This is a genomic window from Streptomyces sp. NPDC002867, from assembly GCF_053591895.1.
In genome coordinates this window covers 103,831-129,531 of sequence record NZ_JBSFUR010000021.1, presented here as the reverse complement: position 1 = coordinate 129,531, position 25,701 = coordinate 103,831, and the positions used below count along the sequence as shown (strand labels likewise).

The following is a 25,701-nucleotide window of genomic DNA, read 5'->3' as shown; positions in this document are numbered from 1 at the left end:
GACGCTCGGCTGGGACACCCCAGCCGAGCGCTTCACCGGGCTACTGACGAACGACCCCAACACACCCCGTGTTGCGACGATTTGTTGAATCCGCCCATCCGGCGGGGCTTCGTCGTCTCACGCGCTCTCACACAGGCCTCACAGACCGTGCGGACTCCCCCGGACATTGAGGCTCTGACCTGGCATTGAGCGCCTGGCTTGGATCCGGCGGACACCCCTGGACGGTCGTTATGACCTGTGCCAGGTGGTGCCCAGCGAGGGGCCGAGGATGAGCACGGGGGCGTCGTCGGGACCGTCGATCCGGTACTGCAGGGTCTTCGGGGGCGTCTGCGTCTCACTCACGCGCCCCACGGTAATGAGTGGAACGACCCGGTCCGGTCAGGGGGTCGTCCTGAACGGCCACTTACGGCCATCGCGGGTCCGTGATGTGAACACCGTGGGGAATCCCGGTGGGGATCGGCGCCCGGGAGGCGGGCGCCGGTGGATGATCCCCTACGGCGTCGCGGTGGACACGACGTACACCCAGGGCTTGGCCGGTTCCGTGAGGTCGACGGTGATGTCCTGGGTGGGGCGCGGGTCCTTGTTGGGGTGCGTGGTGCCCGCCCAGGCGCGGCCCTTCAGGCGGAAGTTCCAGCCGGCGACCTCGCTGTCGCGGTCGCTGATGGTCACCTTGCCGTCCCTGAGGGCGTCCCGGCTGGTGCCGACGCCCTTCAGGAACGTGTCCAGCCCGTCGGGGGTCGTGCGGAACTGCACGTACAGCCGGCTGGTCTTCCAGTTACTGGTCTCGTAGTAGCCGACGCGCCAGGAGCCCTCCGGGATCGGCACCTCGAAGATGCGGCGTTTCATCAGCGAGGGCCACTTGTCGCGCAGGCCGGTGGCCGAGGACTCGGCCTCCTTGTCCCGGCCGCTGGCGCGGCTCTGCTCGGCGGAGATCACGAGGTAGCCGGCCGGGATGCCGACGAGCAGCACGATGGTGATCGCGGTCAGCCAACGGCGCACCAGCATGTGCCGCCGGCCCTCGGGGGCCGGCGGGATGGACTGTCGGGTCAGCGTGGAGGTCATGACGGCGGTTCCTGGGTGGGACGGACGGAGCTCGGACTGCGCAGGGCCTGCGCGTAGCGCTCGTATCGTTCGTGCCGTTCCACCCGGCGTCGGTTCGCCCGGCGGAAGCGGCGCGCGACCAGGCGAGCCAGGTCGGCCGCACCGACCATACCCGCCTCGGGCCCGAGCTGGGCCTTGGCGATGCGCGCCTCCGGCCGGTAGCCGCGGCCCGTGAGGTGGCGGCGGAAGGCGTCCCGCGCGGGTGCGATGAGCAGGTCGTCGGCGGCGCTGACACCGCCGCCGATCACGAAGCAGGAGGGGTCGAGGGCGGCGGCGAGATTGGCGATGCCGACGCCGAGCCACTGGCCGATGTCCTGGAACAGTTCGACGCACATGGCGTCGCCCTCGCGGGCCAGTTCGGTGATCAGCGGCCCGGTGATGTCCTGGACGTTGCCGCCGACCCGGTCGATGATGTTGTACGCCACCGGGGAGTCGGCCGCGGCGAGTTCCCTGGCCTCGCGCACCAGCGCGTTCCCGGAGCTGTACTGCTCCCAGCAGCCGCGGTTGCCGCACGGGCAGCGGTGGCCGCCGGGCACGACCTGCATGTGGCCGAACTCACCGGCGACCCCGTACTTGCCGCGCTTGACCTGACCGTCCTCCAGGATGGCGCCGCCGATGCCGGTGCCGAGGGTGATCATGACGAGGTGGTCCTCGCCGCGGCCCGCGCCGAAGCGCCACTCGGCCCAGGCGGCCGTGTTGGCGTCGTTGTCGACGAGGACGGGGACGGCGAGGCGGGCGGAGAGCGCGTCGCGCAGGGGCTCGTTGCGCCAGGCCAGGTGGGGCGCGAACAGGACCTTGGAGCGGTCGGCGTCGACCCAGCCGGCGGCGCCGATGCCGACCGCGTGGACGTCGTGGCGGTCGGAGAGGTCGAGGACCAGCTCGCAGATCGTGTCCTCGACCACCTTGGGGCTCTTGGACTTGTCCGGGGTCTCGGTGCGGACCTTCTCCAGGATGACGCCGTCGGCGTCGACGACCCCGGCCATCACCTTGGTGCCGCCGATGTCGATGCCGACGGTCGGCACCCGGGGCGCGCTGAGGTGGGAGCGCCGCTCGCGCGGCCCGACGGTCTTGAGGACGGTGCCGCGCGCGGCGCCTCGGTGCGTGAAGTCGCGGTACGTGCTCAAGTCGTCCCTGCGGTTCGTCGTGGCGGTCCGGACCCGGACCCCGGTCCCGGGGCGGGCGGCGCCCGCCGCCCTCGATGCTAGTGCCCTGCCCGGCGGGCCTGCCGGTCACGGCCCTGGCCGGCGGCGGGCGGCGCCTTGACGTCATGGCCGCCGAGGTGTGCCGGGGCGGGCGCGCGCTCCAGCTCGTGGCGCAGGTCCTCCAGCTCGCTTCCCCCCGCCATCTGGCGGGTGAGTTCGTCGAGCGTGACCGAGTCCTTGGTGTGGCTCGCCGCCATGACGCCGCGCTTGAGCAGGACGAAACGGTCACCGACGAGATAGGCGTGATGCGGGTTGTGGGTGATCAGCACCACGCCGAGGCCCGCGTCGCGTGCCGCGGCCACGTACTTGAGCACCACACCCGACTGCTTCACACCGAGCGCGGCGGTCGGCTCGTCCAGCACCAGCACCTTGGCACCGAAGTAGACGGCGCGGGCGATCGCCACGCACTGGCGCTCGCCGCCGGACAGCGTGCCGATCGGCTGGTCGACGTCCCGCAGGTCGATGCCCATGCGCAGCAGCTCCGACCGGGTCGTCTCGCGCATCGTCCGCACGTCGAGGCGCTTGAAGGGGCCCGCGCCCTTCGTCGGCTCGGAGCCGAGGAAGAAGTTGCGCCACACCGGCATCAGCGGGACGACCGCCAGGTCCTGGTAGACGGTGGCGATACCGCGGTCCAGCGCCTCGCGCGGGGAGTTCAGCGTGGTGGTCCCGCCCTCGATCGAGAAGGTGCCGGCGTCGTGCCGGTGCAGGCCGGCGATGATCTTGATGAGGGTGGACTTGCCCGCGCCGTTGTCACCGAGGACGCAGGTGATCTCCCCCGCGTGGACCTCGAGCGAGACGCCTTCGAGGGCGCGGATGTTGCCGTAGTACTTGCTGATGCCGTCGAGCTCCACCAGTGCGCTCATGAGGTCGCCTCCGCACGCTTGCGCACCCATGCGTTGAGCAGGGTGGCCAGAAGGAGCATCGCTCCGAGGAAGAACTTGAACCAGTCCGGATTCCACTCGGCGTAGACGATGCCCTTGCTCGTCATGCCGAAGATGAACGCGCCGACCGCGGAGCCGACCGCCGAGCCGTAGCCCCCGGTGATCAGGCAGCCGCCGATGACGGCCGCGATGATGTACGTCAGCTCGTTGCCCACGCCTTCGCCGGACTGCACCACGTCGAACGAGAACAGCAGGTGCTGGCCCGAGACCCAGGCGGCGAAGGCGACCCCCATGTACAGCCCGATCCTGGTCCGGTCGACCGGGACGCCGACCGCGCGGGCCGCGTCCGCGCCGCCGCCGACCGCGAAGATCCAGTTGCCGAAGCGGGTGCGCAGCAGGATCCAGGTGGCGACGGCGACCAGGACGAACCACCACAGGATGGTGACCTTGAGTCTCACGTCGCCGACGGTGAGCTCGGAGGCGAACAGCTTCCTGGCCGAGTCGAAGCCCTCCATGTCACCGATCGTCTTCGTCGAGACGGTGCCGCTGATCAGCTTGGTGAAGCCCAGGTTGAGACCGGTGAGCATCAGGAACGTACCGAGCGTGATGATGAAGCTCGGCAGTTTCGTTCGGGTCAGCATGAAGCCGTTGAAGGCCCCGACGGCGAGCGTGACCAGCAGGGAGACGCCCACGCCGACCCAGACGTTCGCGGTCATCTGGTAGCTGAACATCGAGGAGACGAGTGCCGAGGTGGTGACCAGGACGCCGGCCGACAGGTCGAACTCGCCGCCGATCATCAGCAGCGCGACCGGCACGGCCATGATGCCGAGCGTCGACGCGGCGTACAGGACGGTGGAGAAGCTGGACGCCTTCAGGAAGGAGTCGGCGAAGACGGAGAAGAAGACGAAGACGGCCACCGCGCCGACGACCGAGCCCAGCTCCGGCCGGCCCATCAGCCTGCGCAGCGGGGAGGTGCGCAGCAGCCGCTCGTCGGTTCCCTCCGGCGCCCTGCCGGGTGTGGCGGGTGGTGCGGTCGCGCTCATCGGGTCCCCCGATCCGTGTATTCCGCGAGCTCGGCGGCGTCCTTCCGGGTGATGATCTGTGGCCCCGTCAGCACCGGCCGGCCGCCGCCGAGGACGTCGGCGTTGTACTTGTACAGCCACAGCAGGTCGACGGCCTCGTAGCCCTGGAGGTAGGGCTGCTGGTCCACCGCGAAGCCGAGGCTGCCGTCCTTCAGGCCGGCCGCGACCTTGGAGTTGAGGTCGAACGTGTCGATCTCGGCCCCGGACCCGGCGCTCTTCCTCGCCTGGACCGCGGCGTCGGCGAACGGCGCGCCGAGGGTGACGACCGCGTCGATGGACCGGTCGGCCTGCAGCTTGGCCTCGATGGACGCCTGGACGTCGGGCATGTTGGTGCCGTCGACGTACAGGTTCTGCATCCGGCCGCCGAAGGTCTTCGCCGCCCCGGCGCAGCGCTGCTCGTGACCGACGTTGCCCTGCTCGTGCAGGACGCACAGCGCCTTCTTCTTCCCGCGCGCGTCGAGCTCCTCGCCGACGGCCTCGCCGGCGACGGACTCGTCCTGGCCGATGTGGGTCAGGGCGCCGAACGCCTTGGACTGCTCGGATCCGGAGTTCACCGTGATCACGGGGATGCCAGCCTTGCGGGCCTTGGCGACGGCCCCCTTCAGGGCGTCGGGCTTGGCGAGGGTGACGATCAGCGCGTCGACCTTCTTGGAGATGTACGAGTCGACGAGCTGCGCCTGCTGCTGGCCCTCGTCGCTGTGGGCGTAGAGGAAGTTGATGTTGTCCTTGGCGGCCGCTTCCTTGGCTCCGCTCTGGACGATGTCCCAGAACGTGTCGCCGTCGCCCGAGTGGGTGACCATGGCGAAGGTCCAGCGCGGGGTCGTGACCGCGGCCTTGCCACGGGCGTTCTGCGCGGCCTTGCGGGCGTCCTCGGCGCGCTTGCCGCCGGTGCTGCTGCACCCGACCAGGGTCGCTCCGAGTACCGCTGCGAGCACCGCGCCCAGTGCGCGTACCCCTGTCCTTGCCCGTGCCACGACGCCGTGCCCTTCTTGCCGTACTCGCTGCGCTGCCCTGTGCGGCCGGGGGACGAAACGACCTGACCCGGCCGCCCAAGTATGTGTCACGCCTGGTCGCCGGGTCGGCATCGGGTGCGCCGCGGCCGTCGGCGGAGCGGAGCATGGACGCGTCATCGGGTGCCGTCTGCGGTGAGCTTCTCCAGCGCCGGGACGTCCTTCTCGGTGACGAGCGCGGGACCGGTCAGGACGGGCTTGCCGCCGCCGACGACGTTGCGGTTGACCTTGTTGAGCCACAGTCCGTCGACGGCGAGGTACCCCTGGAGGTAGGGCTGCTGGTCGACGGCGAAGGCGATCTCCTCGGCCTTGAGCGCCTTCACCACGTCGGCGTTGAGGTCGAAGGTGTTGATCTCCGCGTCGGAGCCGGCGCCGTCCTTCGCCTTCACCGAGGCGGCCGCGAAGGGCGCCCCGAGGGTGACGACGGCGTCGATGTCCTCGGCGCTCTGCAGTTTCGCCTCGATGGACGAGGTGGTGGCGGGCATGTTGGTGCCCTCGACGTTGAGGTTCTCGACCGTGCCCTCGAAGGTCTTCTTCACACCGGCGCAGCGCGCTTCGAGCGAGACGTTGCCCTGTTCGTGGATGACGCAGAGCGCCTTCTTCCTGCCGCGCTTGTTGAGCTCCTCGCCGACGGCCTCGCCCGCGACCGACTCGTCCTGGCCGATGTGGCCGAGCGTCCCGAGGTCCTTGGAGAACTCTGCGCCCGAGTTGATGGTGACGACGGGGATGCCGGCGGCGACGGCCCTCCTGACGACGTCGCTCACCGCCTCGGGTTTGGCGAGGGTGACGACGATGCCGTCGACCTTCTGGTCGATGTACGTCTGGACCAGCTGCGCCTGCTCCTTGCCCTCCGGATTCGCCGCGTAGAGGAACTGGACGTTGTCCTTGCGCGCCGCGACCTTCGCGCCGCTCTGGACGATGTCCCAGAAGGTGTCGCCCTGGCCCGAGTGGGTCACCATGGCGATCTTCATCCGGGGTGTCTTCGCGGCCTCGCCGCCCCCCTCGGCGGAGGGCTTCCCGTTGCCCTCCTTGCCGCCGGAACTGCTGCATCCGGCGACGACGACCAGGGCACTCGCGGCGAGCAGAGCTGCTGCCGTGCGGGTTCTGCGCATCGTGGGGTCCGCCTCCTTACCCGGCCGCCGGGTTGCGGCTGGGTGAGTTTCTACGGTGACCCCGCGAGCCCGTCAAGACTTTGTCCGAACATTCTTACGCGACGGTGCCGCGCCGGACACCTCTAGGAACGGACCAGCAGCTGGAACTCGAAGGCGTAACGCGACGCCCGGTAGACGTGCGCCCCGAACTCGACCGCGCGGCCCGTGTCGTCGAACGTGGTGCGCTCCATCGTGAGCAGCGGCGCCCCCGCCTCCTCGCCCAGCAGCTCCGCCTCCCCCGCGTCGGCCGCGCGGGCGCCCACCGACTGGCGGGCGCTGTGCAGGGTGATCCCGGCCGCGCGCATCAGCCGGTACAGCCCGGTGGACTCCAGATCGGCCGTGTCGCAGTCCAGCAAGCCGGCGGGCAGGTGATTGCGCAGTCGGGCCATCGGCTCTCCGTGGGCATAGCGCAGCCGCTCGACGAACCGGACCTCGCTGCCCTCGGCGACGCCGAGCGCGGCAGCGATCTGGGCGCTCGCGGGCTCGACGGTGTTGGTCAGCACGACCGTGGCCGGCCGCTGACCGGCCGCCGCCAGGTCGTCGTAGAGACTGCTGAGCTCCAGCGGGCGCCTGACCTGGCTGTGCACGACCTGGGTGCCCACACCCCGGCGGCGCACCAGCAGCCCCTTGTCGACCAGGGACTGGATGGCCTGCCGGACGGTGGGCCGGGACAGGCCGAGCCGGCCGGCGAGCTCGATCTCGTTGCCGAGCAGGGTGCCGGGAGTCAGCGCCCCCCTCTCGATCGCCGCTTCCAGCTGCTGCGCGAGCTGGAAGTAGAGCGGGACCGGGCTGGTGCGGTCCACGCTCAACGCGAGCGAGAGGGACGGTTCCGACTCGTGACTGGGCTGCTTGGGCACGTGGCGAGCGTAGTCGCACGCCATGTTGACGGGAAGTCGTGAGGTTCGATTGTCAGGACAAAGCCTTGACAGGCGGCGGTGCCGCCTCCATTTTTGGGCCATGCGCATCGGACTGATCGGCACGGGACGTATCGGCAGCTTTCACGCGGGGGTGCTGAGCCGCCATCGTGAGGTGGGCTCACTCGTCGTGGCGGACACGGACGCGGCGCGTGCCGTGGAGACGGCGGACCGCTGCGGCGCCACCGCGGCACCCAGCGCCGACGAGGTCTTCACCTGGGGCGTGGACGCGGTGGTGATCGCGTCGGCCACGGCCGCGCACGCCGATCTGATCGCCCGCGCGGCACGTGCGGGGCTCCCCGCCTTCTGCGAGAAGCCGATCGCCCTGGACCTGCCGGGGACGCTCGGGGCGCTGCGCGCGGTGGAGGAGGCGGGCACGGAGCTGCAGCTCGGCTTCATGCGCCGCTTCGACGCGGGGTACACGGCGGCCCGTGAGCTGGTGCGCTCGGGCCGGCTCGGCCGGCTGCACACCGTACGGGCCATCACCTCCGACCCGGCGCCGCCGCCGGCCGCGTACCTGCCGCTGTCCGGCGGGCTGTACCGGGACTGCCTCGTCCACGACTTCGACATCCTGCGCTGGGTGACGGGCCGCGAGATCGTCGAGGTGTACGCGGCGGGGTCGGATGCGGGGCCGGCGATGTTCCGCGAGGCGGGCGACGTGGACACCGCGGCGGCGCTGCTCACGCTGGACGACGGGACGCTGGCGACGGCGACCGCGACACGCTGCAACGGCGCGGGGTACGACGTCCGGATGGAGCTGGCCGGGGAACTCGACCAGGTCGCGGTCGGGCTGGACGACCGCACGCCGATCAGCTCGACGGAACCGAAGGGCCTGCCGCCGGTGGACAACCCCTGGCCGGGCTTCCTGGAGCGGTTCGCCCCGGCGTACGAGGCGGAGCTGGACGCGTTCGTCCGCCTGGTGCAGGGCGAGGCGGACAACGCCTGCGACGGGCGCGAGGCGCTGACGGCGCTGCGGGTGGCGGAGGCCTGCGAGCTGTCGCGGCGGGAGCGGCGGCCGGTGCGGGTGGAGGAGATCCCGGGGGGCTGAGTCCCCGGCCCCCGGTTACTGGGGCTTCGCCCCCAGACTCCGAACCGCGCTTCGCGCGGTGTCCTCAAACTCCCCCTGCGGCCCAGCGGCCGTGGGAGGGACCCCCAGAAGGGCTGGATTTCGCTGCGCGCGATCAAGTCTCGCCGGCGTTTGAGGCGCGGGGCTCGGGGCTCGGGGCTCGGGGCTCGGGGCTCGGGGCTCGGGGCTCGGGGCTCGGGGCGGAGCCCCGACGGGCGCGTCGCGTACAGGCGCGGGGGCCCGGGGGCAGGCGCCCCCGAGTTACCAGCGGACCGGGAGGGATTCCGGGCCGCGGATCAGCATGCCCGTGCGCCACGCGAGCGCGGCCGGGTGCGCGTCGAGGACGAGGTCGGGGCAGCGCTCCAGCAGCGAGCGGATGGCGACACGGGCCTCCAGACGCGCCAGCGGCGCGCCCAGGCAGTAGTGGATACCGTGGCCGAAGGCCAGATGGCCCCGAGTGTCGCGGCGGATGTCGAAACGGTCCGGCTCGGGATAGCGGGCCGGGTCCCGGTCGGCGTCCGCGAGGGTGACCAGGACCAGCTGTCCCCCGCCGGGGATGACCGTGCCGCCGATCTCGTAGGGCTCGACGGTGAAGCGGTACGTCGGGGTCTCCACGGGCCCGTCGTACCGCAGCATCTCCTCCACTGCCCCGTCCATCAGTGAGAAGTCGGCCCTCAGCGCGGCGAGTTGCTCGGGGTGGGTGAGCAGCGCGAGAACGCCGTTGGAGATCAGGTTGACCGTCGTCTCGTGGCCGGCGATCAGCAGCAGCCACGCCATGCCCATCAGCTCGTCCCCGCCGAGCCGGTCGTGGTCGTCGCCGTCGGCGCGGTGGATGAGCGCGCTCATGAGGTCGTCGCCGGGCTTCTCGCGCTTCTCGGCGAGCAGCCCGTCCAGATACCGTGTCAGCTCCCCCGCCGCCGCCTGCCGCTGGGCACGGTCGGTCGAGGCCAGAGCGGTGTTGGACCAGCGCCGGAAGGAGTCCTGGTCGAGGAAGGGCACGCCCAGCAGTTCGCAGATGACGGCGATGGGCAGCGGGAAGCAGAACGTGTCGACGAGGTCGGCTCTGCCCGTGGGCCCCATGCGGTCCAGCAGTTCGTCGGTGATCCGCTGCACGCGCGGGGCCAGTTGCTCGACGCGCCGCATGGTGAACTCGCGCGCCACGAGCTTGCGCAGTCGCGTGTGCCGGGGCGGGTCGGTGCTGAGCATGGTGATGCCGGCCGACAGCTGGGAGGCGCCGAGGTCGGGGGCGGCGTTGCGCCACTCCTTGGACAGGGCGTCGTCGGCGAGGACGGCGCGCCCGGCCTCGTATCCGACGACGAGCCATGCCTCGTGCCCCTCGGGCAGCCGGACCCGGTGGACGGGGCCCCGCTCGCGTAACGCGGCGTAGACGGGATAGGGGTCGCGGGTGAAGTCCGCGCCGAGCGCGGCGAGATCAACGGTGGCGGCTTCGGTGGTCACGGCGTTCCTCTCACATCGTCAGGTGTGGTGTGCGCGGTGCCGGGGGCCGTCGGTGAGCGGCCTACCAGCGCACCGGCAGGTGGCGGACGCCGCGCATCAGGAGGCCGGGGAGCCACTCGTACGCGGAGGACTCGTCGAGGGCGAGGTCGGGGCAGCGCTCCAGCAGCGAGCGGACGGCGACACGGGCCTCCAGCCGGGCCAGCGGCGCGCCCAGGCAGAAGTGGATGCCGTGGCCGAAGGCCAGATGGCCCTGGGTGTCGCGGCGGATGTCGAAACGGTCCGGCTCGGGATACCGGGCCGGGTCCCGGTCGCCGGCGGCGAGGCCCACGAGGACCGTCTCGCCGGGCGGGATGACGGTGTCGCCGTACGGGACGGGGACGACGCTGAAGCGGACGGTGGCGTTCTCCACCGGACCGTCGTAGCGCAGCATCTCCTCCACGGCGCCGTCGAGGAGCGAGAAGTCGGCCCGCAGCGCGGCGAGTTGGTCGGGATGGGTGAGCAGCGCGCGCATACCGTTGGAGATGAGGTTGACCGTGGTCTCGTGGCCGGCGATGAGCAGCAGATAGGCAAGTGCGCGCAGTTCGGCGGCGGAGAGGCGGTCGTCGTCCGTGGCGCGTGTGGACAGCAGGGCGGAGAGCAGGTCGTCCGCGGGACCGGCGCAGCGCTTGTCCTCGATCAGCTCGTCCAGGTAGCCGCGCAGCCGGTGGACCGCGTCCGACTCGCCCTCGGCACTGGTGGGGGCGACGATCGCGTTGGACCACTTGCGGAAGTCGTCGCGGTCGGCGGCCGGGATGCCGAGCAGCTCGCAGATGACGATGATCGGCAGCGGGAAGGCGAGCGCGTCGACCAGGTCGCCGCGGCCCGCCGGCAGCATCGCGTCGATCAGTTCGTCGGTGATCTGCTGGATCCTCGGGCGCAGCGCCTCCACGCGCCGGCCGGTGAACTCGCGCGCGACGAGCTTGCGCAGCCGGGTGTGGTCGGGCGGGTCGAGCACCAGCAGGTTGGGGCCGATGACCTGTTCGTCGAGCATGGTCACGCCGACCGTGGCCGGCGTCTTGGACAGCCGCGCGTCGGCGAGCGCCGCCCGAGCCTCCTCGTGGCCGACGATCAGCCAGAACAGGCCGCCGTCGGCACCCCGCACCTGATGAACGGGCCCCGCCTCACGCAGTCGCGCGTAGTACGGATACGGGTCCGCCGTGAAGTCCGCACCGAACTCGGCGAGATCAACGATCGTCATTCGCCCAGCCTACGGCGACTTCTGCGGACCGTCCTCGTCCAGAAGCCCGGCGTCATGGGCCGACAGCGCGATCCGGACACGGTTGTCGAGCCCCGTCCCGGCGAGAATGCGCGGCACATGGGTCTTGACCGTCGAAACGCTCGTGTACAGCGTCGACGCGATGTCGATGTTCGAGCGGGCCTGTCCGACGGCGACCGCCACCTCCCGTTCACGCTCGGCGAGCGTCTCCAGCCGGCGTGCGGCCGCCTGCCGTCGCGTGCCCCGCGCCGCCGCCGTCCGCCGCGCGGCGGCCCCACGTCGTGCCCGTCAGGACCAGTGCGGCGCCCAACAGGCCCGGCGCGCCAAGGTGTTCGCCGCCGATCGCGATACCGGCCGCCGCGGCCCACAGCGGCTCGGTGCCGAGCAGGAGGCTGACGCGCGACGGCGAGGTGCGGCGCACGGCCCACATCTGCACGAAGAACGCGAACAGGGTGCAGAACACGGACAGGAACAGCAGTCCGGCCCACTCCCCCGGCCCGAAGCCGACCGCCACGGACCACGGCGAGGCCCCCGCGCCCGGGACGGTCGCCAGCAGGGCGAACACGACCACCGCGCCGCCCAGTTGGACGGTGGTCAGCGACAGCGCGTCCGCGCCCCGCACCGCCTTCGTCCTGGCCATCGCCAGGACGTGGACGGTGCGCGCGAGAGCGGCGAGCAGCATCAGCAGGTCGCCGACGGAGGGCGTGGTGAAGCCGCCGCCCTGGGTCAGCAGCACCACTCCGGCGACGGAGACGCCGGCCGCGGCGACGAAGGAGCGTGAGGGCCGCTGCCGGGTCACGGCCGCTTCCGCGAGCGGGGTGAAGATCATGGTGAGACTGATGATGAGCCCGGCGTTGGTGGCCGAGGTGTGCACGACCCCGTACGTCTCCAGCAGGAAGATCCCGCTGAGGACGAGCCCCAGCAGTCCGGCTCCGCGCCATTGGGCCGCGCTCAGCGCGCGCAGCCGCCGCCGGCCCGCGACCACGAGCACCGGCACGACGAGTGCGAAGCGCAGGACCAGCACGGCGACCACGGTGTGCGTGGTCGTGATGCCCTTGGCCGCGAGGTAGCTGGCGCCCCAGACGACGGCCACGAGCAGGACGGGCAGATCGGTGAGCCATGCACGGCGCGGTGCGAGCGCGGGGGCGGGTAGGGCGATCGACGACACCTTGGGTCTCCAACGTCTCCGGCGGACAGGCGTGGCGGAGGCGTCGGCGGCTCGCTCACGGAGCGATCACCGTACCGGGGCGAGACGTGTGGGTGCTACATGTTTCAGACGTAGCTGCCGTACTCGGGGCGGCCGGCCAGCTCGTAGGTGTGGATGGCGATGCCGGAGCCGGTGGTCCTCGCGTCGACGTGCCGGAAGGCAGTGGGCGTCGCGCCGTCGGCGAACAGGCGCAGACCCTTGCCCAGCACGACCGGGAAGCTCAGGAGGTGGAGCGTGTCGATGAGGTCGTGCGCCATGAGCGATCGGGCGAGGGCGCCGCTGCCGTGCATCTGGATCTCGCCCTCGGTGCGCTCCTTCAGGCCGGTGACCTCCTTGACCAGGTCGCCGCGGATGATGCTCGTGCCGGACCAGTCGGCGGTGTCGAGGGTGGTCGAGACGACGTACTTCGGCAGGGCGTTGAGCTTCGACGCGATCGGGTTGGCGGGGTCGGTCTGCAGGGGCCAGTAGCCGGCGAAGATCTCGTACGTCCGGCGGCCGAGCAGGAAGGCGGTGGGCCGCTCGAACACCTCGTCGACGAACCGGCCGAAGTCCTCGTCCCCGTACGGCACGCTCCAGCCGCCCTGGTCGAAGCCGCCGCGGCGGTCCTCGTCGGGGCCGCCGGGGGCCTGGTAGACGCCGTCGAGGGAGACGAACTGGGTGAGGCTGAGCTTTGCCATGATGCGGGCCTTTCACAGCGTTTCGCGGGGGTTCCTTCGGATGTCACAGCTCTGACTCCACTGTCGCCCGGAACTCATCGGCGCGCCGATCACGACGTCCGATCACCGCCAGCGCCGGGCGCCCCGCCCCGCTGTCATTGAAGCCGCAACCATTCACGGAAACGCACACGGAGGCTTCGATGAACGGCAAGGTGGCGCTGGTGACCGGCGGAAGCCGCGGAATCGGTGCGGCGACGGCGCTGCGGCTGGCCCGCGACGGCGCCGATGTCGCGATCACGTACACGGCGGGGAAGGAGGCCGCCGAGGAGGTCGTGCGCACAGCGGAGGGGCTGGGCCGGCGGGCGGTGGCGCTGCGCGCCGACTCCGCGGACGCGGCCGGGGCCGCCGAGGCGGTGGCACGTGCCGCCGATGCGCTCGGCCGGCTCGACGTGCTGGTGAACAACGTGGGCGTGGGACTCCTCGCGCCGCTGGAGAACATCACCGTGGCCGACGTGGACAGGGTGCTCGCCACCAACGTCCGCGGCGTCTATCTGGCGTCCCAGGCCGCCGCGGCGCGGATGGCGCGCGGCTCGCGCATCATCACGATCGGCACCTGCATGACGCAGCGCGTACCGGGTCCCGGCGGCACGCTGTACGCGACGAGCAAGTCGGCCCTGGTCGGCCTGACGAAGGCGCTCGCCCGCGAGTTGGGCGGGCGCGGCATCACGGCCAACATCGTCCACCCCGGGCCGGTCGACACCGACATGAACCCGGCGGACGGCCCGTACGCCGAGCCGCAGAAGGCGGACACGTCGCTCGGCCGCTTCGGCACCCCGGAGGAGATCGCCTCCATGGTCGCGTACCTGGCGGGTGACGGGGCGGCGTACGTGACGGGCGCCGAGTTCTCCGTCGACGGCGGCCACGCGGCGTGACACGCCGCGCCGGGCGTGCGTACGGGGCGCACCGTTGCTGTCGGCCGGTGCGCCCCGCGCGCGGGAGCGGGGAGGGTGTCGTGCCTGCCCGCCCCTCGGCGGACCGTCAGCCGCCGAGCTCCTGGTGGCGGGCGGCCAGCCGGGCCGCGCCCTGGTCGGTCAGGGAACCGAACAGGCGCAGGCGGGAGATGCCGCCGTCGGGGTAGATGTCGATGCGGGCGTGGGTGCCGACCGCCGGGGCGTCCAGGACGAAGCGGTGGTTGGTGTCGGGCTGCAGGCGGGTGCGCGGCAGCACCTCGCGCCATTCCCCGCTCTCGCCGTCGCGCACGGACAGGGCGGCCCAGCCGGCGCTGTTGCCCTTGAGGTAGGCGGTGTCGATCTCGACGGCGCGGATCTCGGACTGCTCCACGAGCTGGTAGCGGATCCAGTCGTTGCCCTTGTCGCGGCGGCGGCGGGTCTCCCAGCCGTCGTCCATCTTGCGGGAACGGCCGGGCTGGATGGTGTTGGTGGCCGGCGAGTAGAAGCGGTCGGACGCGTCCTCGACCTGCCCGCCGTTCTCCAGCGCGACGAGGTCGAACGTGGAGAGCGCGGCGAGCCACGCCGGGTCCGGTGCGACCTCGCCGTACACGCGCAGGCGGGCGATGCCGCCGTCGGGGTGCTGGTTGACGCGCAGGTGAGTGAAGCGCTGCTCGGCGTCGACGGCGAAGCCGTTCGCGGCGTGGCCTCCGACGGCCGTGCGCGGGACGAGCGTCGTCCACTTCACGTCGCCGGAGAGCAGTTCCTCGGGCGAGGGGGACCCGGCGACCGAGGTGCCCTCGACGGACACGGCCTGCGGGTAGTTGCCGCGGAAGTGGGCGGTGTCGACGACGACGCCGCGTACGACGCCGGGAGCGCCGAGGCGTATGAGCGCCCAGTCGTGGTCCTCGTCGGTGGGGTGGGGCTGCTCGGCGGAGACACCGCGGCGGCGCCGGGTCTCCCAGCCGTCCATGATCTTGCCCTTGTGGCCGAAGTGCTCGGGGTCGAACTCGGCGGCCTCGGGGTTCAGCAGGTTCTCGCGTTCGGCGAAGAACTCGTCGTTGGCGGCGATGACACCGGCACCGAGACGGCGGTCGGCGAGGTCGGCGTACTGGGTGAAGGAGAACCCCGACGGTCCGGGGGTGCGGTAGTCGGCGTACGGGTCGCCGCCGCCGTACGGACTGGCGTCACCGGTGTAGGAAGGAAGGGAGGAAGAGGACACGGTTTCAGTTGTTCCTTTCGAGCAGCCGGCCCGTCGGCTCGGCCAGGTTGCCGTTCTCCACGATCCGCTCGCCGCGCAGCCACGTCGACCGGACGACGCCGTGCAGGGTCTTGCCCGCATAGGCGGTCACCTGGTTGCGGTGGTGCAGTTCGGCGGGGTCGACGGTGAACGTCTCGTCCGGGGCGAGGACCGCGAAGTCGGCGTCGCGGCCGGCCTCGATGGCGCCCTTGTCGCTCAGGCCCGCCAGCTTCGCGGGGGCGAAGGACATCCAGCGGACGACGTCGTCGAGGGTGTGGCCGCGCTTGCGGGCCTCGGTCCAGATGGCGGGCAGGCCCAGCTGGAGCGAGGAGATGCCGCCCCACGCGGACGCGAAGTCCGGGGTCTTGAGGTCGGTGGTGCACGGGGAGTGGTCGGAGACGATGCAGTCGATGACACCGTCGGCGAGGCCCTGCCAGAGCAGGTCCTGGTTGGCGGCCTCCCGGATCGGCGGGCAGCACTTGAACTCCGTGGCGCCGTCGGGGACTTCCTCCGCGGTGAGGGTGAGGAAGTGGGGGCAGGACTCGACGGAGACCGCCACGCCCCTGCGCCTGGCGGCGGCGATCAGCGGCAGCGCGTCGCTGGAGGACAGGTGCAGTACGTGCACCCGCGCGTTCAGCCGCTCGGCGTGGGCGATCAGGCCCTCGATCGCGGTGTTCTCGGCGTCGCGCGGCCGGGAGGCGAGGAAGTCGGCGTACTTCGGGCCGCTGCGCTGGGGGGCCGAGGCCAGGTGGTGCGGGTCCTCGGCGTGCACGATGAGCAGGCCGCCGAAGCCGGCGATCTCGGCCATGGCGCGGGCGAGCTGCTCCTGGTCGAGCTCGGGGAACTCCTCGACGCCCGAGGGCGACAGGAAGCATTTGAAGCCGAAGACGCCGGCGTCGTGCAGCGGCCGCAGGTCCTTGACGTTGTCCGGGATCGCACCGCCCCAGAAGCCGGTGTCGACGTGGGCCTTGGGGCGGGCGACGTCCTGCTTGGTGCGCAGGTGCTCGACGGTGGTCGTCGGCGGGAGCGAGTTGAGCGGCATGTCGAGCAGGGTCGTGATGCCGCCGGCCGCGGCCGCGCGGGTGGCGGTCCAGAAGCCCTCCCAGGCGGTGCGGCCGGGGTCGTTCACATGGACGTGGGTGTCGACGAGGCCGGGCAGCAGCGCGTCGTCGCCCAAGTCCTCCAGGCGGGCGCCCGCCGGGACCTCGGCGTCGTACGGCCCCACCGCCGCGATCTTCCCGTGGGCGACGGCGACCGTCGCGGCGCGCGTGCCCTCCGGGGTGACGACGCGCGTCGAGCGCAGCACCAGGTTCACGTCCACGGTCCCGTCCACGTCGGACACCAGCTCCCCTCACATGCATCAACGCAGGCGAACGCCGAATCTGCTCCGGCGGGCCAGAAATTCAACGAACTGTTGAAGAAGTCTTCACTCCCGACCGACGCCCGTCAAGACCCACCCGCACCGGGCGGCATGCTTGGACGTTTCCACAAAGTGGAAGTAAGATTCCACTGTCATGTGGGTTGCTTCGCCTAACGGAGAGGCCGCCGACCTGCCCGGAAAGCCCGCTGACACCCGGACAAACGGGCCCTGACCGGCAAAGACGCCTCGACGGGAGCGATGTGCCCCACGCACACGCCCGGTAGGCTGCTGACTTGCCCTGCCTGCCCGAAAGGACCGCCGACGTGCCGACGTCCAGCGCCAGCACCACCGACGCAGCCAAGCCCGCCGCCAGTGGTGGCGTGCAGTCCCTGGAGCGCGCCTTCGACCTGCTCGAACGCATGGCCGACGCCGGTGGCGAGGTCGGGCTGAGCGAGCTGTCCGCGAGCAGCGGGCTCCCCCTGCCGACCATCCACCGGCTGATGCGCACGCTGGTGGCCTGCGGGTACGTACGGCAGCAGTCCAACCGCCGCTACGCGCTCGGCCCCCGGCTGATCCGGCTCGGCGAATCCGCGTCCCGGCTGCTGGGCACCTGGGCGCGCCCCTACCTCGCCCGCCTGGTCGAGGAGACCGGCGAGACGGCGAACATGGCCCTCCTGGACGGTGACGAGATCGTGTACGTGGCGCAGGTGCCCTCCAAGCACTCGATGCGCATGTTCACCGAGGTCGGCCGGCGCGTCCTGCCGCACTCCACGGGCGTGGGCAAGGCACTGCTGGCGCATACCCCGGCGGACGAGGTACGGGCCCTGCTGTCACGCACCGGCATGCCGGCCGCGACGGAGAAGACGATCACGACGCCCGAGGGCTTCCTCGCCGCGCTCGAACAGGTCCGCCGGGCGGGGTACGCGGTCGACGACAACGAGCAGGAGATCGGCGTGCGCTGCCTCGCGGTCCCCGTGCCGAACTCCCCGACGGCGGCGGCGATCTCGATCTCGGGCCCGGCGGGGCGGGTGACGGAGGCGGCGACGGAGAAGATCGTGCCGATCCTCCAGGAGGTCGCGCACGACCTCTCCACGGCCCTGGCGAGCACGTCCCCCCAGTCCTGAGCGCGCGCCCGTCCGCGTCCGGCGTTGCGTACCTGACGCACCCGTTGGGGCTCCGCCCCAAGCCCCGCGCCTCGAACGCCGACGAGGGCCGACATGCCCGATCGGTCCGGCGGCAGAGCCCCGGAAGCCCACGCCCGCCAGAGCGCCGAGCGCCCGGCCCGGGGCGGAGCCCGCCCGCCCGGCGCCTGAGCAGGGCGGGAGTCCCGGCTCCGCCGGACAGAGCCCCGAAGCCGCGCCCGCCAGGGGCAGCCCCGGGGAGTCGCCCGCCAGGGGCAGCGTGGGGCCCGGGGTGGAGCCCCCGGTTCGGGGAGGGCGGGGGCGCCGCCGGTGTCAGACCTTCCGTCGCGGCGGCACGTCGCCGAACGTGTCCACCGCATTCCTCACCTGCATCAGCGCCGGCGACAGCGCGCTCACCGACCCGATCGCACCCGCGATGAGCAGCAGCGAGCGGCGCATGCGCGGGATCTCCGGGTCGCCCGCGGCGATCATCGCGGCCAGAACGGCCAGTTCGTCCTCGGCGATCGCCCGGTCGCCGAACTCCGCACGGTACCCGGCCAGTTCACGCCGGAGCTGCGCGACCGCAGCACGTAATACCGCCGCTCTCGGTTCCTCGCCGCTCCCTGTCACCCGCGTCTGCCCCACGCTCTGCAACAAAGCCCAGCCCCTCGCACGTCCTTGTGCCCGCGACCGCGTTCCGCCGGACGGCGAAACGTCCGCGGGGTGCGGGCCAGTTAACGCCATCCGGCCCGCGACGCGCCACAGTAAGGACAGAATTCAGGACGAAGGGGCGGGATCGATCGCGTTACGCCACACGATGACATCGAGCGTGATGAACTGGCTGGGATCGGTGTCGGGCGACTTCCCCTGATAGGTCACCACACCCGCATGCCCCGAATCCGTCAGCACGCAGAACTTGGCGCCCTTCGACAGGACGTCCAGGTCGATGCTGGTCGCGTAGCGCGTCTCGTTCCGGCAGGTGTCGAGACTGGCCGTCTGGCCGCTGCGCAGCAGGATGTACCGGCCGTTCTCCGTCCGGATCTGCTCGCTGATGTCGCTGTAGTAGACGTCCGAGGGCGAGTCGTCGTCGACGGGCTTGACGGGATCGTCGTCGAGGGTGAGGTGGTACCGGTCCACCAGGTTGATCCCGGTGTACGTCTTCGGCGTCGGGTCGGCGACCGGCTCGTCCGGCGGCGAGTCGACACCGCTGCCGCCGTCACCCTGTTCCGAGGCAGTGCCGTCCGGCTTCGGGGTCGAACTCTGCTTGTCCGAACCGCTCTTGTCCTGGCTCTGGTTCTTCTTGCCCTTGTCGTCGCCGGACAGGGCGAAGTACGTACCGCCGCCGACGGCGACGCCCAGCACCAGCGTGACCGCGACGGCGATGGCGAGATTGCGCGCCGTCTTCTTCCTGGGCGCGGCGGGAGCCGTCCGGCCGGTGGCGCCGGCGGGATTGTAGGGGGCGGGGCCGCCGGGCTGCGCGTGGGCGGCCGTCTGCGGATAGCCGTAGCCAGGGCCCTGCGCGCCGGGCTGCGGGTAGCCGTACGTCGGCTGGGCGTGCGGCTGCGGCTGGGTACCCGGCTGCACGGGGGGCTGCGAGTGGGGCTGTCCGTACGGGCCCTGCGGACCGGAGGGACCGTGCGGCTGCGTGGGCGGCTGCGGCGCAGGGCCGAACCCGGGCGGCGGCGTCGACGGCGCCGCGTGCGCGGTGGGCATGTGGGTGGGGGCCGCGGCCGGCTGCGCGGGGGGCTGCCCGGCGACCGGCGGCTGCCCGGCCGGCGGGGTCGCGGGCGGCGCGGGCGCGGCCTTGCGGGTGCTGATCTCGGCGGCGACCACGCTCGGCAGCCACTCCTCGGGACGGCGCAGCACCGTCTCACCGTTGGCCGCCTGACAGATGCTCAGGATCTCGGCGACGGAGGGGCGGCCCGCGGGGTCCTTCACCATGCACCGCGTGACCAGTTCGCGCAGCTGGTCCGGGAGTTCGGTGAGGTCGGGCTCCTCGTGGACGATCCGGTAGAGCACCCCGTGCGAGGTGCCCTCGCCGAAGGCCGCCTTGCCGGTGGCCGCGTAGGCCGCGATCTGGCCGAGGGCGAAGATGTCGGTCGCGGGTGTGACATGGCTGCCCGCGGCCTGCTCCGGAGCCATGAACGAGGGCGTGCCGATGGTGACACCGCTGCTGGTCAGCGAGGTGGCGTCGGCGGCGCGGGCGATGCCGAAGTCGATGACCCGCGGGCCGTCGGCGGCGAGCAGGACGTTGGCGGGCTTGAGGTCGCGGTGGACGATGCCCGCGCCGTGGATGATCTGCAGCGCCTCGGCGATGCCGGCGACGAGCAGCAGCACGGTCTCCACCGGCAGCTTGCCGTGCTGGGCGACGGCGTCGGAGAGGGAGGGACCGGGCACGTAGGCGGTGGCGAGCCAGGGCTGTTCGGCGTCCGGGTCGGCGTCGATCACGGGTGCCGTGAACAGGCCCTGCACGCGCTGCGCGGCCTGCACCTCCTGGGCGAAACGGCGGCGGAACTCGGCGTCCTGGCCGAAGTCGGGCCGGATCACCTTGATGGCGACCGGCCGGCCGCCGGGTGTGTACGACAGGTAGACCTTGCCCATCCCGCCGGCGCCGAGGCGGGCTGCGATCCTGTATCCGGCGACCGTCTTCGGATCGTCCTCACCCAGCGGCTGGAACACCGCTCCCTGGTGCGCGCGCCCACTCATCGACTCTCGTCCCCCATGGCGAACCTCAGTATTGGAGGTGAACCTTATCCAAGGTCACCCCATGCTCTCCACGTCGGACGGCCGGGGTGGGCCGCGCGGTTGCAGCCCGCGCGAAATGCCCGGACGCGCCGGCCGGTCCTCGTGCCCCGAAATGGACCAAGGAGTCCTCATGTCACACCCTCAGCCGCACTCCGGTCCCCAAGCGCCCGTCGTCGCGGGCCTGTTGCTCGCGGCGGGAGGCGGGCGGCGGCTCGGCGGCCGGCCGAAGGCGCTGCTGACGCACCACGGCAGGCCACTGGTGGAGCACGCCGTACGGGTCCTCCGGGAGGGCGGCTGCGGCCCCGTTCATGTCGTGCTGGGCGCGGCGGCCGACGCGGTGCGCGAGGCGGCGGACCTGGCGGGGTGCACGGTGGCCGAGAACCCGGACTGGGAGAGCGGGATGGGCTCGTCGCTGCGGGCAGGGCTCGCCTCGCTGCCCGCCGAGGGCGTGGACGCGGTGCTGGTCCTGCTCGTGGACCAGCCGGGCATCGGCGCGCGGGCGGTCGCGCGGGTGCGGGCCGCGGGTCTGTCGCGTGCGGCGCTCGCGGCCGCGGCGTACGGGGGCGAGCGGGGCCATCCGCTCGTGTTCGGCGCGGACCGCTGGGCGGACATCGCGGCGAGTGCGGTCGGGGACCGCGGGGCGCGGGCGTACGTGGCGGCGCACGAGGGCGAGCTGACGCTCGTGGAGTGCGGGGACGTGGCGGAGGAGTACGACATCGACACGCCCGGGGACCTGAGGCACCTTGGGTGAGCGGCGTGGCACTGAGCGACACGTTCTGTCGACCCGGAGAATCTCGATATCAACAAACCATTGAACTTCCACCATGCGGTAACTACTATCCACTGTTCAGAAGCGCCCGACCATCGGAGGGCGCCCCTCGGCCGTACCCCGGAGCCTTGGCACTGAGTGCCACGCTGTGGCGCCGGGCGGCCGCCCGGCGCCCCTCGTGAAGCCCGCGACGCTCGCTAGAAGCTCGCTGAAATGCTCGCTGAAGGAAGTGACAGCTCATGTCCGCACCAGCGCCGTCCCCGCTGGCCATCGTCGAAGCCGAGCCCCTGCCCCGGCAGGAAGAGGTCCTGACCGACGCGGCCCTCGCGTTCGTGGCAGAGCTGCACCGGCGGTTCACGCCCCGGCGTGACGAGCTGCTCGCCCGCCGCGCCGCCCGCCGCGCCGAGATCGCCCGCACCTCCACGCTGGACTTCCTCCCGGAGACCGCCGCCATCCGCGCGGACGACTCCTGGAAGGTCGCCCCGGCGCCCGCGGCCCTCAACGACCGCCGGGTGGAGATCACCGGACCCACCGACCGCAAGATGACCATCAACGCGCTCAACTCCGGCGCGAAGGTCTGGCTCGCCGACTTCGAGGACGCCTCGGCCCCCACCTGGGAGAACGTGGTCCTCGGCCAGCTCAATCTGATCGACGCCTACGAGCGCCGCATCGACTTCACCGACCCGCGGTCGGGCAAGTCCTACGCCCTGCGCCCCGCCGAGGAGCTCGCGACCGTCGTGATGCGCCCGCGCGGCTGGCACCTCACCGAGCGCCACCTGCGGGTCGACGGCACCCCGGTGCCGGGCTCCCTGGTCGACTTCGGCCTGTACTTCTTCCACAACGCCCAGCGCCTGCTGGACCTCGGCAAGGGGCCGTACTTCTACCTGCCGAAGACGGAGTCGCACCTGGAGGCCCGCCTCTGGAACGACATCTTCGTCTTCGCCCAGGACTACGTCGGCATCCCGCAGGGCACCGTCCGCGCGACCGTCCTGATCGAGACGATCACGGCGGCGTACGAGATGGAGGAGATCCTCTACGAGCTGCGCGACCACGCCTCCGGCCTCAACGCCGGCCGCTGGGACTACCTGTTCTCCATCGTCAAGAACTTCCGTGACGGCGGAGAGAAGTTCGTCCTGCCGGACCGCAACGCGGTCACCATGACCGCTCCGTTCATGCGCGCGTACACCGAACTGCTGGTCCGCACCTGCCACAAGAGGGGCGCGCACGCGATCGGCGGCATGGCGGCGTTCATCCCCTCCCGCAAGGACCCCGAGGTCAACAAGGTCGCCTTCGAGAAGGTCAAGGCCGACAAGGACCGTGAGGCCGGCGACGGCTTCGACGGCTCGTGGGTCGCCCATCCGGACCTGGTCCCCATCGCCATGGCGTCCTTCGACGCGGTGCTGGGCGACAAGCCCCACCAGAAGGACCGCCTGCGCGAGGACGTCTCGGTGGCGCCGGGTGACCTGATCGCCATCGACTCCCTGGACGCCAGGCCCACCTACGAGGGCCTGCGCAACGCGGTCCAGGTCGGCATCCGCTACATCGAGGCGTGGCTGCGCGGCCTCGGCGCGGTCGCCATCTTCAACCTGATGGAGGACGCGGCGACGGCGGAGATCTCACGCTCCCAGATCTGGCAGTGGATCAACGCGGGCGTGGTCTTCGAGCACGCCGGAAAGACAGTGCGGGCCACCCCGGAGCTGGCCCGCAAGGTCGCCGCGGAGGAACTGGACGCGATCCGCGCGGAGCTGGGCGAGGAGGCGTTCGCCGCCGGCAAGTGGCAGCAGGCGCACGACCTGCTGCTGAAGGTGGCGCTGGACGAGTCGTACGAGGACTTCCTGACGCTGCCGGCGTACGAGCAACTGGAGGGCTGACACCACCCGTTGACGCCCACCGCCCCCGGTACCGCACAGCACCGGGGGCGGTGGCGTGTCAGCGCGGCGCGAGGGCCGTGACGACGTCCGAGGCGGCGATCAGGCGCACGCGCGTCGCGTCCTGCGCGTACGGGTACACGGCGAACACCTCCCCGCCGTCGGCCACGTCGACGTCGCCGCGCAGCAGGAAGGCCAGCCGGGGCCGTGCCGACGGCTCGGCCGGGTCCGTCTCCGGTGAGCCGATGCGGGCCGCGAAGGCGGCCACGTCCTCGCCGTCCCGCCGCGCGTACACGCTCCGCGAACCGTCCGTGTGGCGCAGGACGACGGTGGCGGCCCGCGCCGCGGCCTGCCACACCGCGAGCTCCCCCACGCCGACGCGGGCGCCGGACGCGAACAGCTCCGTGAGCCGGTGGGAGAGGGTCGCCAGCGCGTGCGCGTGCCGCCACACCGCGTGCTGCGTGCCCGTGACGCCCTTGACCACGTCGAGCCAGCGCATGGTGCGCGCCTGCACATCGACGATCAGCGGCACGCAGGCGCGGCTGCTGCCGGTGAGGTCGAAGCGCTGCTCCACCGCACGCGCGTCGAACACGGGGCCCTCGTTCCCGGGCGCGTCCCGCACCATGAGCCCGGCGAAGGCGTCCGCCAGGTCGCCGAAGGGGACGTTGTTGTACGAGTAGACGACCGCGACGACGTACCGCACCCCGGCCTCGGCGAGCCGCTCCAGGTCGAGGTCCACGAACTCGGACGCGCCGAGCGGGGGCGGGGCGCTCTGGAGGTCGCCCGAGTGCACGGCCGCCGTGCCCTCGTACCGCAGCCTGGTGTAGTCGCACTCCCCCATGTGCCGCCAGTCCGCGGCGAACATGGCCGCCGACAGGTCGAGGTCGGTGCGTCCCGAGGCGGGACTCTCCATCCAGTGCAGGAACAGGCGCAGCGTGGTGCCGTCCGGGACGGCGAGTTCGCTGCCGCGCGGCAGGGTCACCAGGGCCCGCGACGCGGTCCGTTCGGTGAACGGCGCGACGACGCCGTCCAGCGCCGCGTCCACCACCGCGACCTCCACGGGTGCCGCTTCCCCGGCGCGGCGCAGCATCTCCGCCGTCAGCACGCCGGTGACCGACCGCACGAGCCCGGTGGGGAGCGGCGGCCTGCCGTCGTCGGTCACATGGGCCCGCGCTGCCGCGCCCTTGGGGAAGAACACCCGTACCGTGCGCTCGCGCGTACGGGTGCGGATCGCGCCGAGCGCGGAGAGCACCACGGCCGGCGCCACGCGCCCGACGGCCCTTTCCAGCGCGGTCACGACGTCGCGGCCCTCGTCCCCGTCACCGGCGAGGCGCAGCAGGTGGTCGAGGCGGCGGACGAGCTCGCCCGGCCGCCGGCCGAGCAGGGCGAGCGCACGGCCGAGGTCGCGGTCCGCGAGAGCGGCCTCGACCTGGCCGCCCCAGGTGCGTACGGTCACCGCGGGGCCGGTGACGTCGATGCCGTCGACGCCGACCGCGGCCTTGCGCAGGGCCAGGGACAGGGCGTCGTCGCCGAGCGCCGTGCCGCGCAGCGCGGCGAAGGCGACTGCCGCGCGGGGGTACCGGTCCGTGTGCTCGAAGGGGTGGAGCAGTTCCGCGGCGTGGATCCAGGCACGCCGGTACCGCCGCATGTCCTGGGCCGCCTGCGCCGGGTCGAGAGCGTCCAGGGCCGACAGCAGGGCGCGGCGCAGCGGACGGGGTACGCGGGCGAAGCGCGGGATCCGCACGAGCCCGGCGTCGCCGCCGGAACGGACCGCAAGCACCCGCAGCACGTCGGTGGCGGTGTCGATCAGACCGGTGGCGAAGGGCAGGGTGGCCGGCAGGTCCGCGGGGTCGGCGAGCAGCCAGGCGACGAGACGGGCCTTGGTCTCGCGGCCCGGCACCGTGGCGGGCAGCCGGTCGAGTCCGTCGCGGGTCCGGGCGGCCAGCAGGGCGTCCAGGTCGTCGGTGTCCTGCGGGGTCAGGGCGCCGGTCCGGGCGAGCAGCGTGTCCAGTTCCCGGGCGGCATCCCGCTGACGGTCGCTCAGATCGCCGCCGTACGCGAGCAGTCGCAGCCGCTGGGGCCGCGCGGGGCGGCGGGAGAAGATCCGGCGCGGGCGCTGGGGACGCAGGAACGGATCGGCGGGGTCGATGCGCCGCTCGCACACCGGGCAGGCCGAGAAGTCGGCGCCGTCGAAGCAGGTGCCGCACACGAGGTGGGCGCAGGGCGCGACGGGCACGACCGAGTCCACCGTGCCGCACAGCACGCATGGCTGCTCGGGCCGCTGGAACAGCACCGTGAGGACGCGGGCGACGTAGTGCGCGTACGTGTTGCGCGGCGTGCTGTCCGGGAATCCGCGCAGCAGGGGTTCATGCGGCCGGTCGGCGCCGGTCTCCCGATCGATGTCCTGGAGCAGCTCCCGGCCCGTCTCCCCGAGGGCCCGGGCGTCGAGCGCCGCGAACGCGGCGCGCAGCGGGGCGGCCACGAGATACCCGCGCTCGACGAGATCTGCCTCGAGCAGCGCGGCGCCCACGTGCCCGGCGGGCTCGGAGACGTTCCCGCCCTCCGGCAGGTAGACGGTGCCGCGCCGCGCGAGGAGCACGGCGGCGAGGCTGCGCGGAGTGGTGGTGGCACGGCTGGTGGTGGTGCTGGACACGTCTGGTTCTCCCCC

Annotated in this window: 21 protein-coding genes and 1 pseudogene; 5 read left to right on the top strand and 17 right to left on the bottom strand. The window is 72.2% G+C overall.

All coding sequences use genetic code 11. The features are described 5' to 3' along the window. Nucleotides 1–492: 492 nt before the first annotated feature. The 7 genes from ACWD0A_RS21230 to ACWD0A_RS21200 form a co-directional block, all read right to left on the bottom strand. Nucleotides 493–1,062, bottom strand: a complete 570-nt coding sequence (locus tag ACWD0A_RS21230; protein WP_307712684.1) for a hypothetical protein — start codon at nt 1,060–1,062, stop codon at nt 493–495. Continuing rightward, complete coding sequence (locus tag ACWD0A_RS21225) at nt 1,059–2,225, bottom strand: ROK family glucokinase (protein ID WP_451300270.1); 1,167 nt, start codon at nt 2,223–2,225, stop codon at nt 1,059–1,061. The genes ACWD0A_RS21230 and ACWD0A_RS21225 overlap by 4 nt, the downstream gene beginning before the upstream one ends. A 77-nt stretch (nt 2,226–2,302) precedes the next feature. Next, nucleotides 2,303–3,166, bottom strand: coding sequence for an ATP-binding cassette domain-containing protein (locus ACWD0A_RS21220; RefSeq protein ID WP_451300268.1), 864 nt, complete (start codon nt 3,164–3,166; stop codon nt 2,303–2,305). Further along, nucleotides 3,163–4,227: an ABC transporter permease gene (locus tag ACWD0A_RS21215; protein WP_451300266.1), complete on the bottom strand. Its 1,065-nt coding sequence runs from the start codon at nt 4,225–4,227 to the stop codon at nt 3,163–3,165. Before ACWD0A_RS21215 ends, ACWD0A_RS21220 begins: the two co-directional genes overlap by 4 nt. Next, nucleotides 4,224–5,240 carry a sugar ABC transporter substrate-binding protein gene (locus ACWD0A_RS21210; RefSeq protein WP_451300264.1) on the bottom strand — a complete coding sequence of 339 codons (1,017 nt, stop codon included), beginning with the start codon at nt 5,238–5,240 and terminating at the stop codon, nt 4,224–4,226. The genes ACWD0A_RS21215 and ACWD0A_RS21210 overlap by 4 nt, the downstream gene beginning before the upstream one ends. Before the next feature lie 152 nt (nt 5,241–5,392). After that, nucleotides 5,393–6,388: a sugar ABC transporter substrate-binding protein gene (locus tag ACWD0A_RS21205; protein ID WP_451300262.1), complete on the bottom strand. Its 996-nt coding sequence runs from the start codon at nt 6,386–6,388 to the stop codon at nt 5,393–5,395. A gap of 122 nt (nt 6,389–6,510) precedes the next feature. Beyond that, nucleotides 6,511–7,308: a GntR family transcriptional regulator gene (locus ACWD0A_RS21200; protein ID WP_451300260.1), complete on the bottom strand. Its 798-nt coding sequence runs from the start codon at nt 7,306–7,308 to the stop codon at nt 6,511–6,513. A gap of 76 nt (nt 7,309–7,384) precedes the next feature. On the opposite strand from ACWD0A_RS21200, the gene ACWD0A_RS21195 reads away from it, so the two are divergent. After that, nucleotides 7,385–8,389: a Gfo/Idh/MocA family protein gene (locus ACWD0A_RS21195; RefSeq protein ID WP_451300258.1), complete on the top strand. Its 1,005-nt coding sequence runs from the start codon at nt 7,385–7,387 to the stop codon at nt 8,387–8,389. A 279-nt stretch (nt 8,390–8,668) separates the two neighbouring features. On the opposite strand, the gene ACWD0A_RS21190 is transcribed toward ACWD0A_RS21195, so the two are convergent. From ACWD0A_RS21190 to ACWD0A_RS21170, 5 genes and pseudogenes are all read right to left on the bottom strand, one after another. Further along, entirely contained in the window at nt 8,669–9,865 is a 1,197-nt protein-coding gene (locus ACWD0A_RS21190) for a cytochrome P450 family protein (protein WP_451300256.1), read from the bottom strand. A 61-nt stretch (nt 9,866–9,926) separates the two neighbouring features. After that, the gene (locus ACWD0A_RS21185) at nt 9,927–11,102 is read right to left on the bottom strand and encodes a cytochrome P450 family protein (protein ID WP_451300254.1); all 1,176 of its coding nucleotides are present in this window, start codon (nt 11,100–11,102) and stop codon (nt 9,927–9,929) included. Nucleotides 11,103–11,111: 9 nt separating this feature from the next. Beyond that, nucleotides 11,112–11,369: pseudogene (locus ACWD0A_RS21180) on the bottom strand (response regulator transcription factor); the annotation flags it as partial. Then, a complete protein-coding gene (locus tag ACWD0A_RS21175) occupies nt 11,311–12,288 on the bottom strand; it encodes a DMT family transporter (RefSeq protein WP_451300252.1) in 978 nt (325 codons plus the stop codon). The gene ACWD0A_RS21175 and the pseudogene ACWD0A_RS21180, both read right to left, overlap by 59 nt. 104 nt (nt 12,289–12,392) lie before the next feature. After that, on the bottom strand, nt 12,393–13,004 hold the full coding sequence (locus ACWD0A_RS21170; RefSeq protein ID WP_177149229.1) for a dihydrofolate reductase family protein: 612 nt from the start codon (nt 13,002–13,004) through the stop codon (nt 12,393–12,395). A 179-nt stretch (nt 13,005–13,183) separates the two neighbouring features. On the opposite strand from ACWD0A_RS21170, the gene ACWD0A_RS21165 reads away from it, so the two are divergent. Further along, nucleotides 13,184–13,915, top strand: coding sequence for an SDR family oxidoreductase (locus tag ACWD0A_RS21165; protein WP_451300250.1), 732 nt, complete (start codon nt 13,184–13,186; stop codon nt 13,913–13,915). Nucleotides 13,916–14,021: 106 nt separating this feature from the next. On the opposite strand, the gene alc is transcribed toward ACWD0A_RS21165, so the two are convergent. Both alc and allB read right to left on the bottom strand, forming a co-directional pair. Further along, nucleotides 14,022–15,152 (bottom strand): allantoicase, encoded by a 1,131-nt coding sequence (alc, locus tag ACWD0A_RS21160; protein ID WP_451300248.1) that lies wholly within the window; start codon nt 15,150–15,152, stop codon nt 14,022–14,024. 4 nt (nt 15,153–15,156) lie between these two features. Then, nucleotides 15,157–16,512 (bottom strand): allantoinase AllB, encoded by a 1,356-nt coding sequence (allB, locus tag ACWD0A_RS21155; RefSeq protein WP_451300246.1) that lies wholly within the window; start codon nt 16,510–16,512, stop codon nt 15,157–15,159. A 341-nt stretch (nt 16,513–16,853) separates the two neighbouring features. Here allB and ACWD0A_RS21150 point away from each other — a divergent pair, with 341 nt between their 5' ends. Continuing rightward, entirely contained in the window at nt 16,854–17,654 is an 801-nt protein-coding gene (locus ACWD0A_RS21150; protein WP_177149093.1) for an IclR family transcriptional regulator, read from the top strand. 330 nt (nt 17,655–17,984) lie between these two features. Here the strand turns inward: ACWD0A_RS21150 and ACWD0A_RS21145 are convergent, their stop codons facing one another. Next, nucleotides 17,985–18,296 carry a DUF5955 family protein gene (locus ACWD0A_RS21145; protein ID WP_451300243.1) on the bottom strand — a complete coding sequence of 104 codons (312 nt, stop codon included), beginning with the start codon at nt 18,294–18,296 and terminating at the stop codon, nt 17,985–17,987. 132 nt (nt 18,297–18,428) lie between these two features. Next, nucleotides 18,429–20,357 (bottom strand): protein kinase domain-containing protein, encoded by a 1,929-nt coding sequence (locus tag ACWD0A_RS21140; protein WP_451300241.1) that lies wholly within the window; start codon nt 20,355–20,357, stop codon nt 18,429–18,431. Between the two features lie 169 nt (nt 20,358–20,526). On the opposite strand from ACWD0A_RS21140, the gene ACWD0A_RS21135 reads away from it, so the two are divergent. Further along, the gene (locus ACWD0A_RS21135; protein ID WP_451300239.1) at nt 20,527–21,147 is read left to right on the top strand and encodes a nucleotidyltransferase family protein; all 621 of its coding nucleotides are present in this window, start codon (nt 20,527–20,529) and stop codon (nt 21,145–21,147) included. 257 nt (nt 21,148–21,404) lie between these two features. After that, complete coding sequence (aceB, locus tag ACWD0A_RS21130) at nt 21,405–23,036, top strand: malate synthase A (protein WP_451300237.1); 1,632 nt, start codon at nt 21,405–21,407, stop codon at nt 23,034–23,036. Between the two features lie 58 nt (nt 23,037–23,094). On the opposite strand, the gene ACWD0A_RS21125 is transcribed toward aceB, so the two are convergent. Then, nucleotides 23,095–25,686 carry an MXAN_6230/SCO0854 family RING domain-containing protein gene (locus ACWD0A_RS21125; protein ID WP_451300235.1) on the bottom strand — a complete coding sequence of 864 codons (2,592 nt, stop codon included), beginning with the start codon at nt 25,684–25,686 and terminating at the stop codon, nt 23,095–23,097. Between the last annotated feature and the right edge of the window lie 15 nt (nt 25,687–25,701).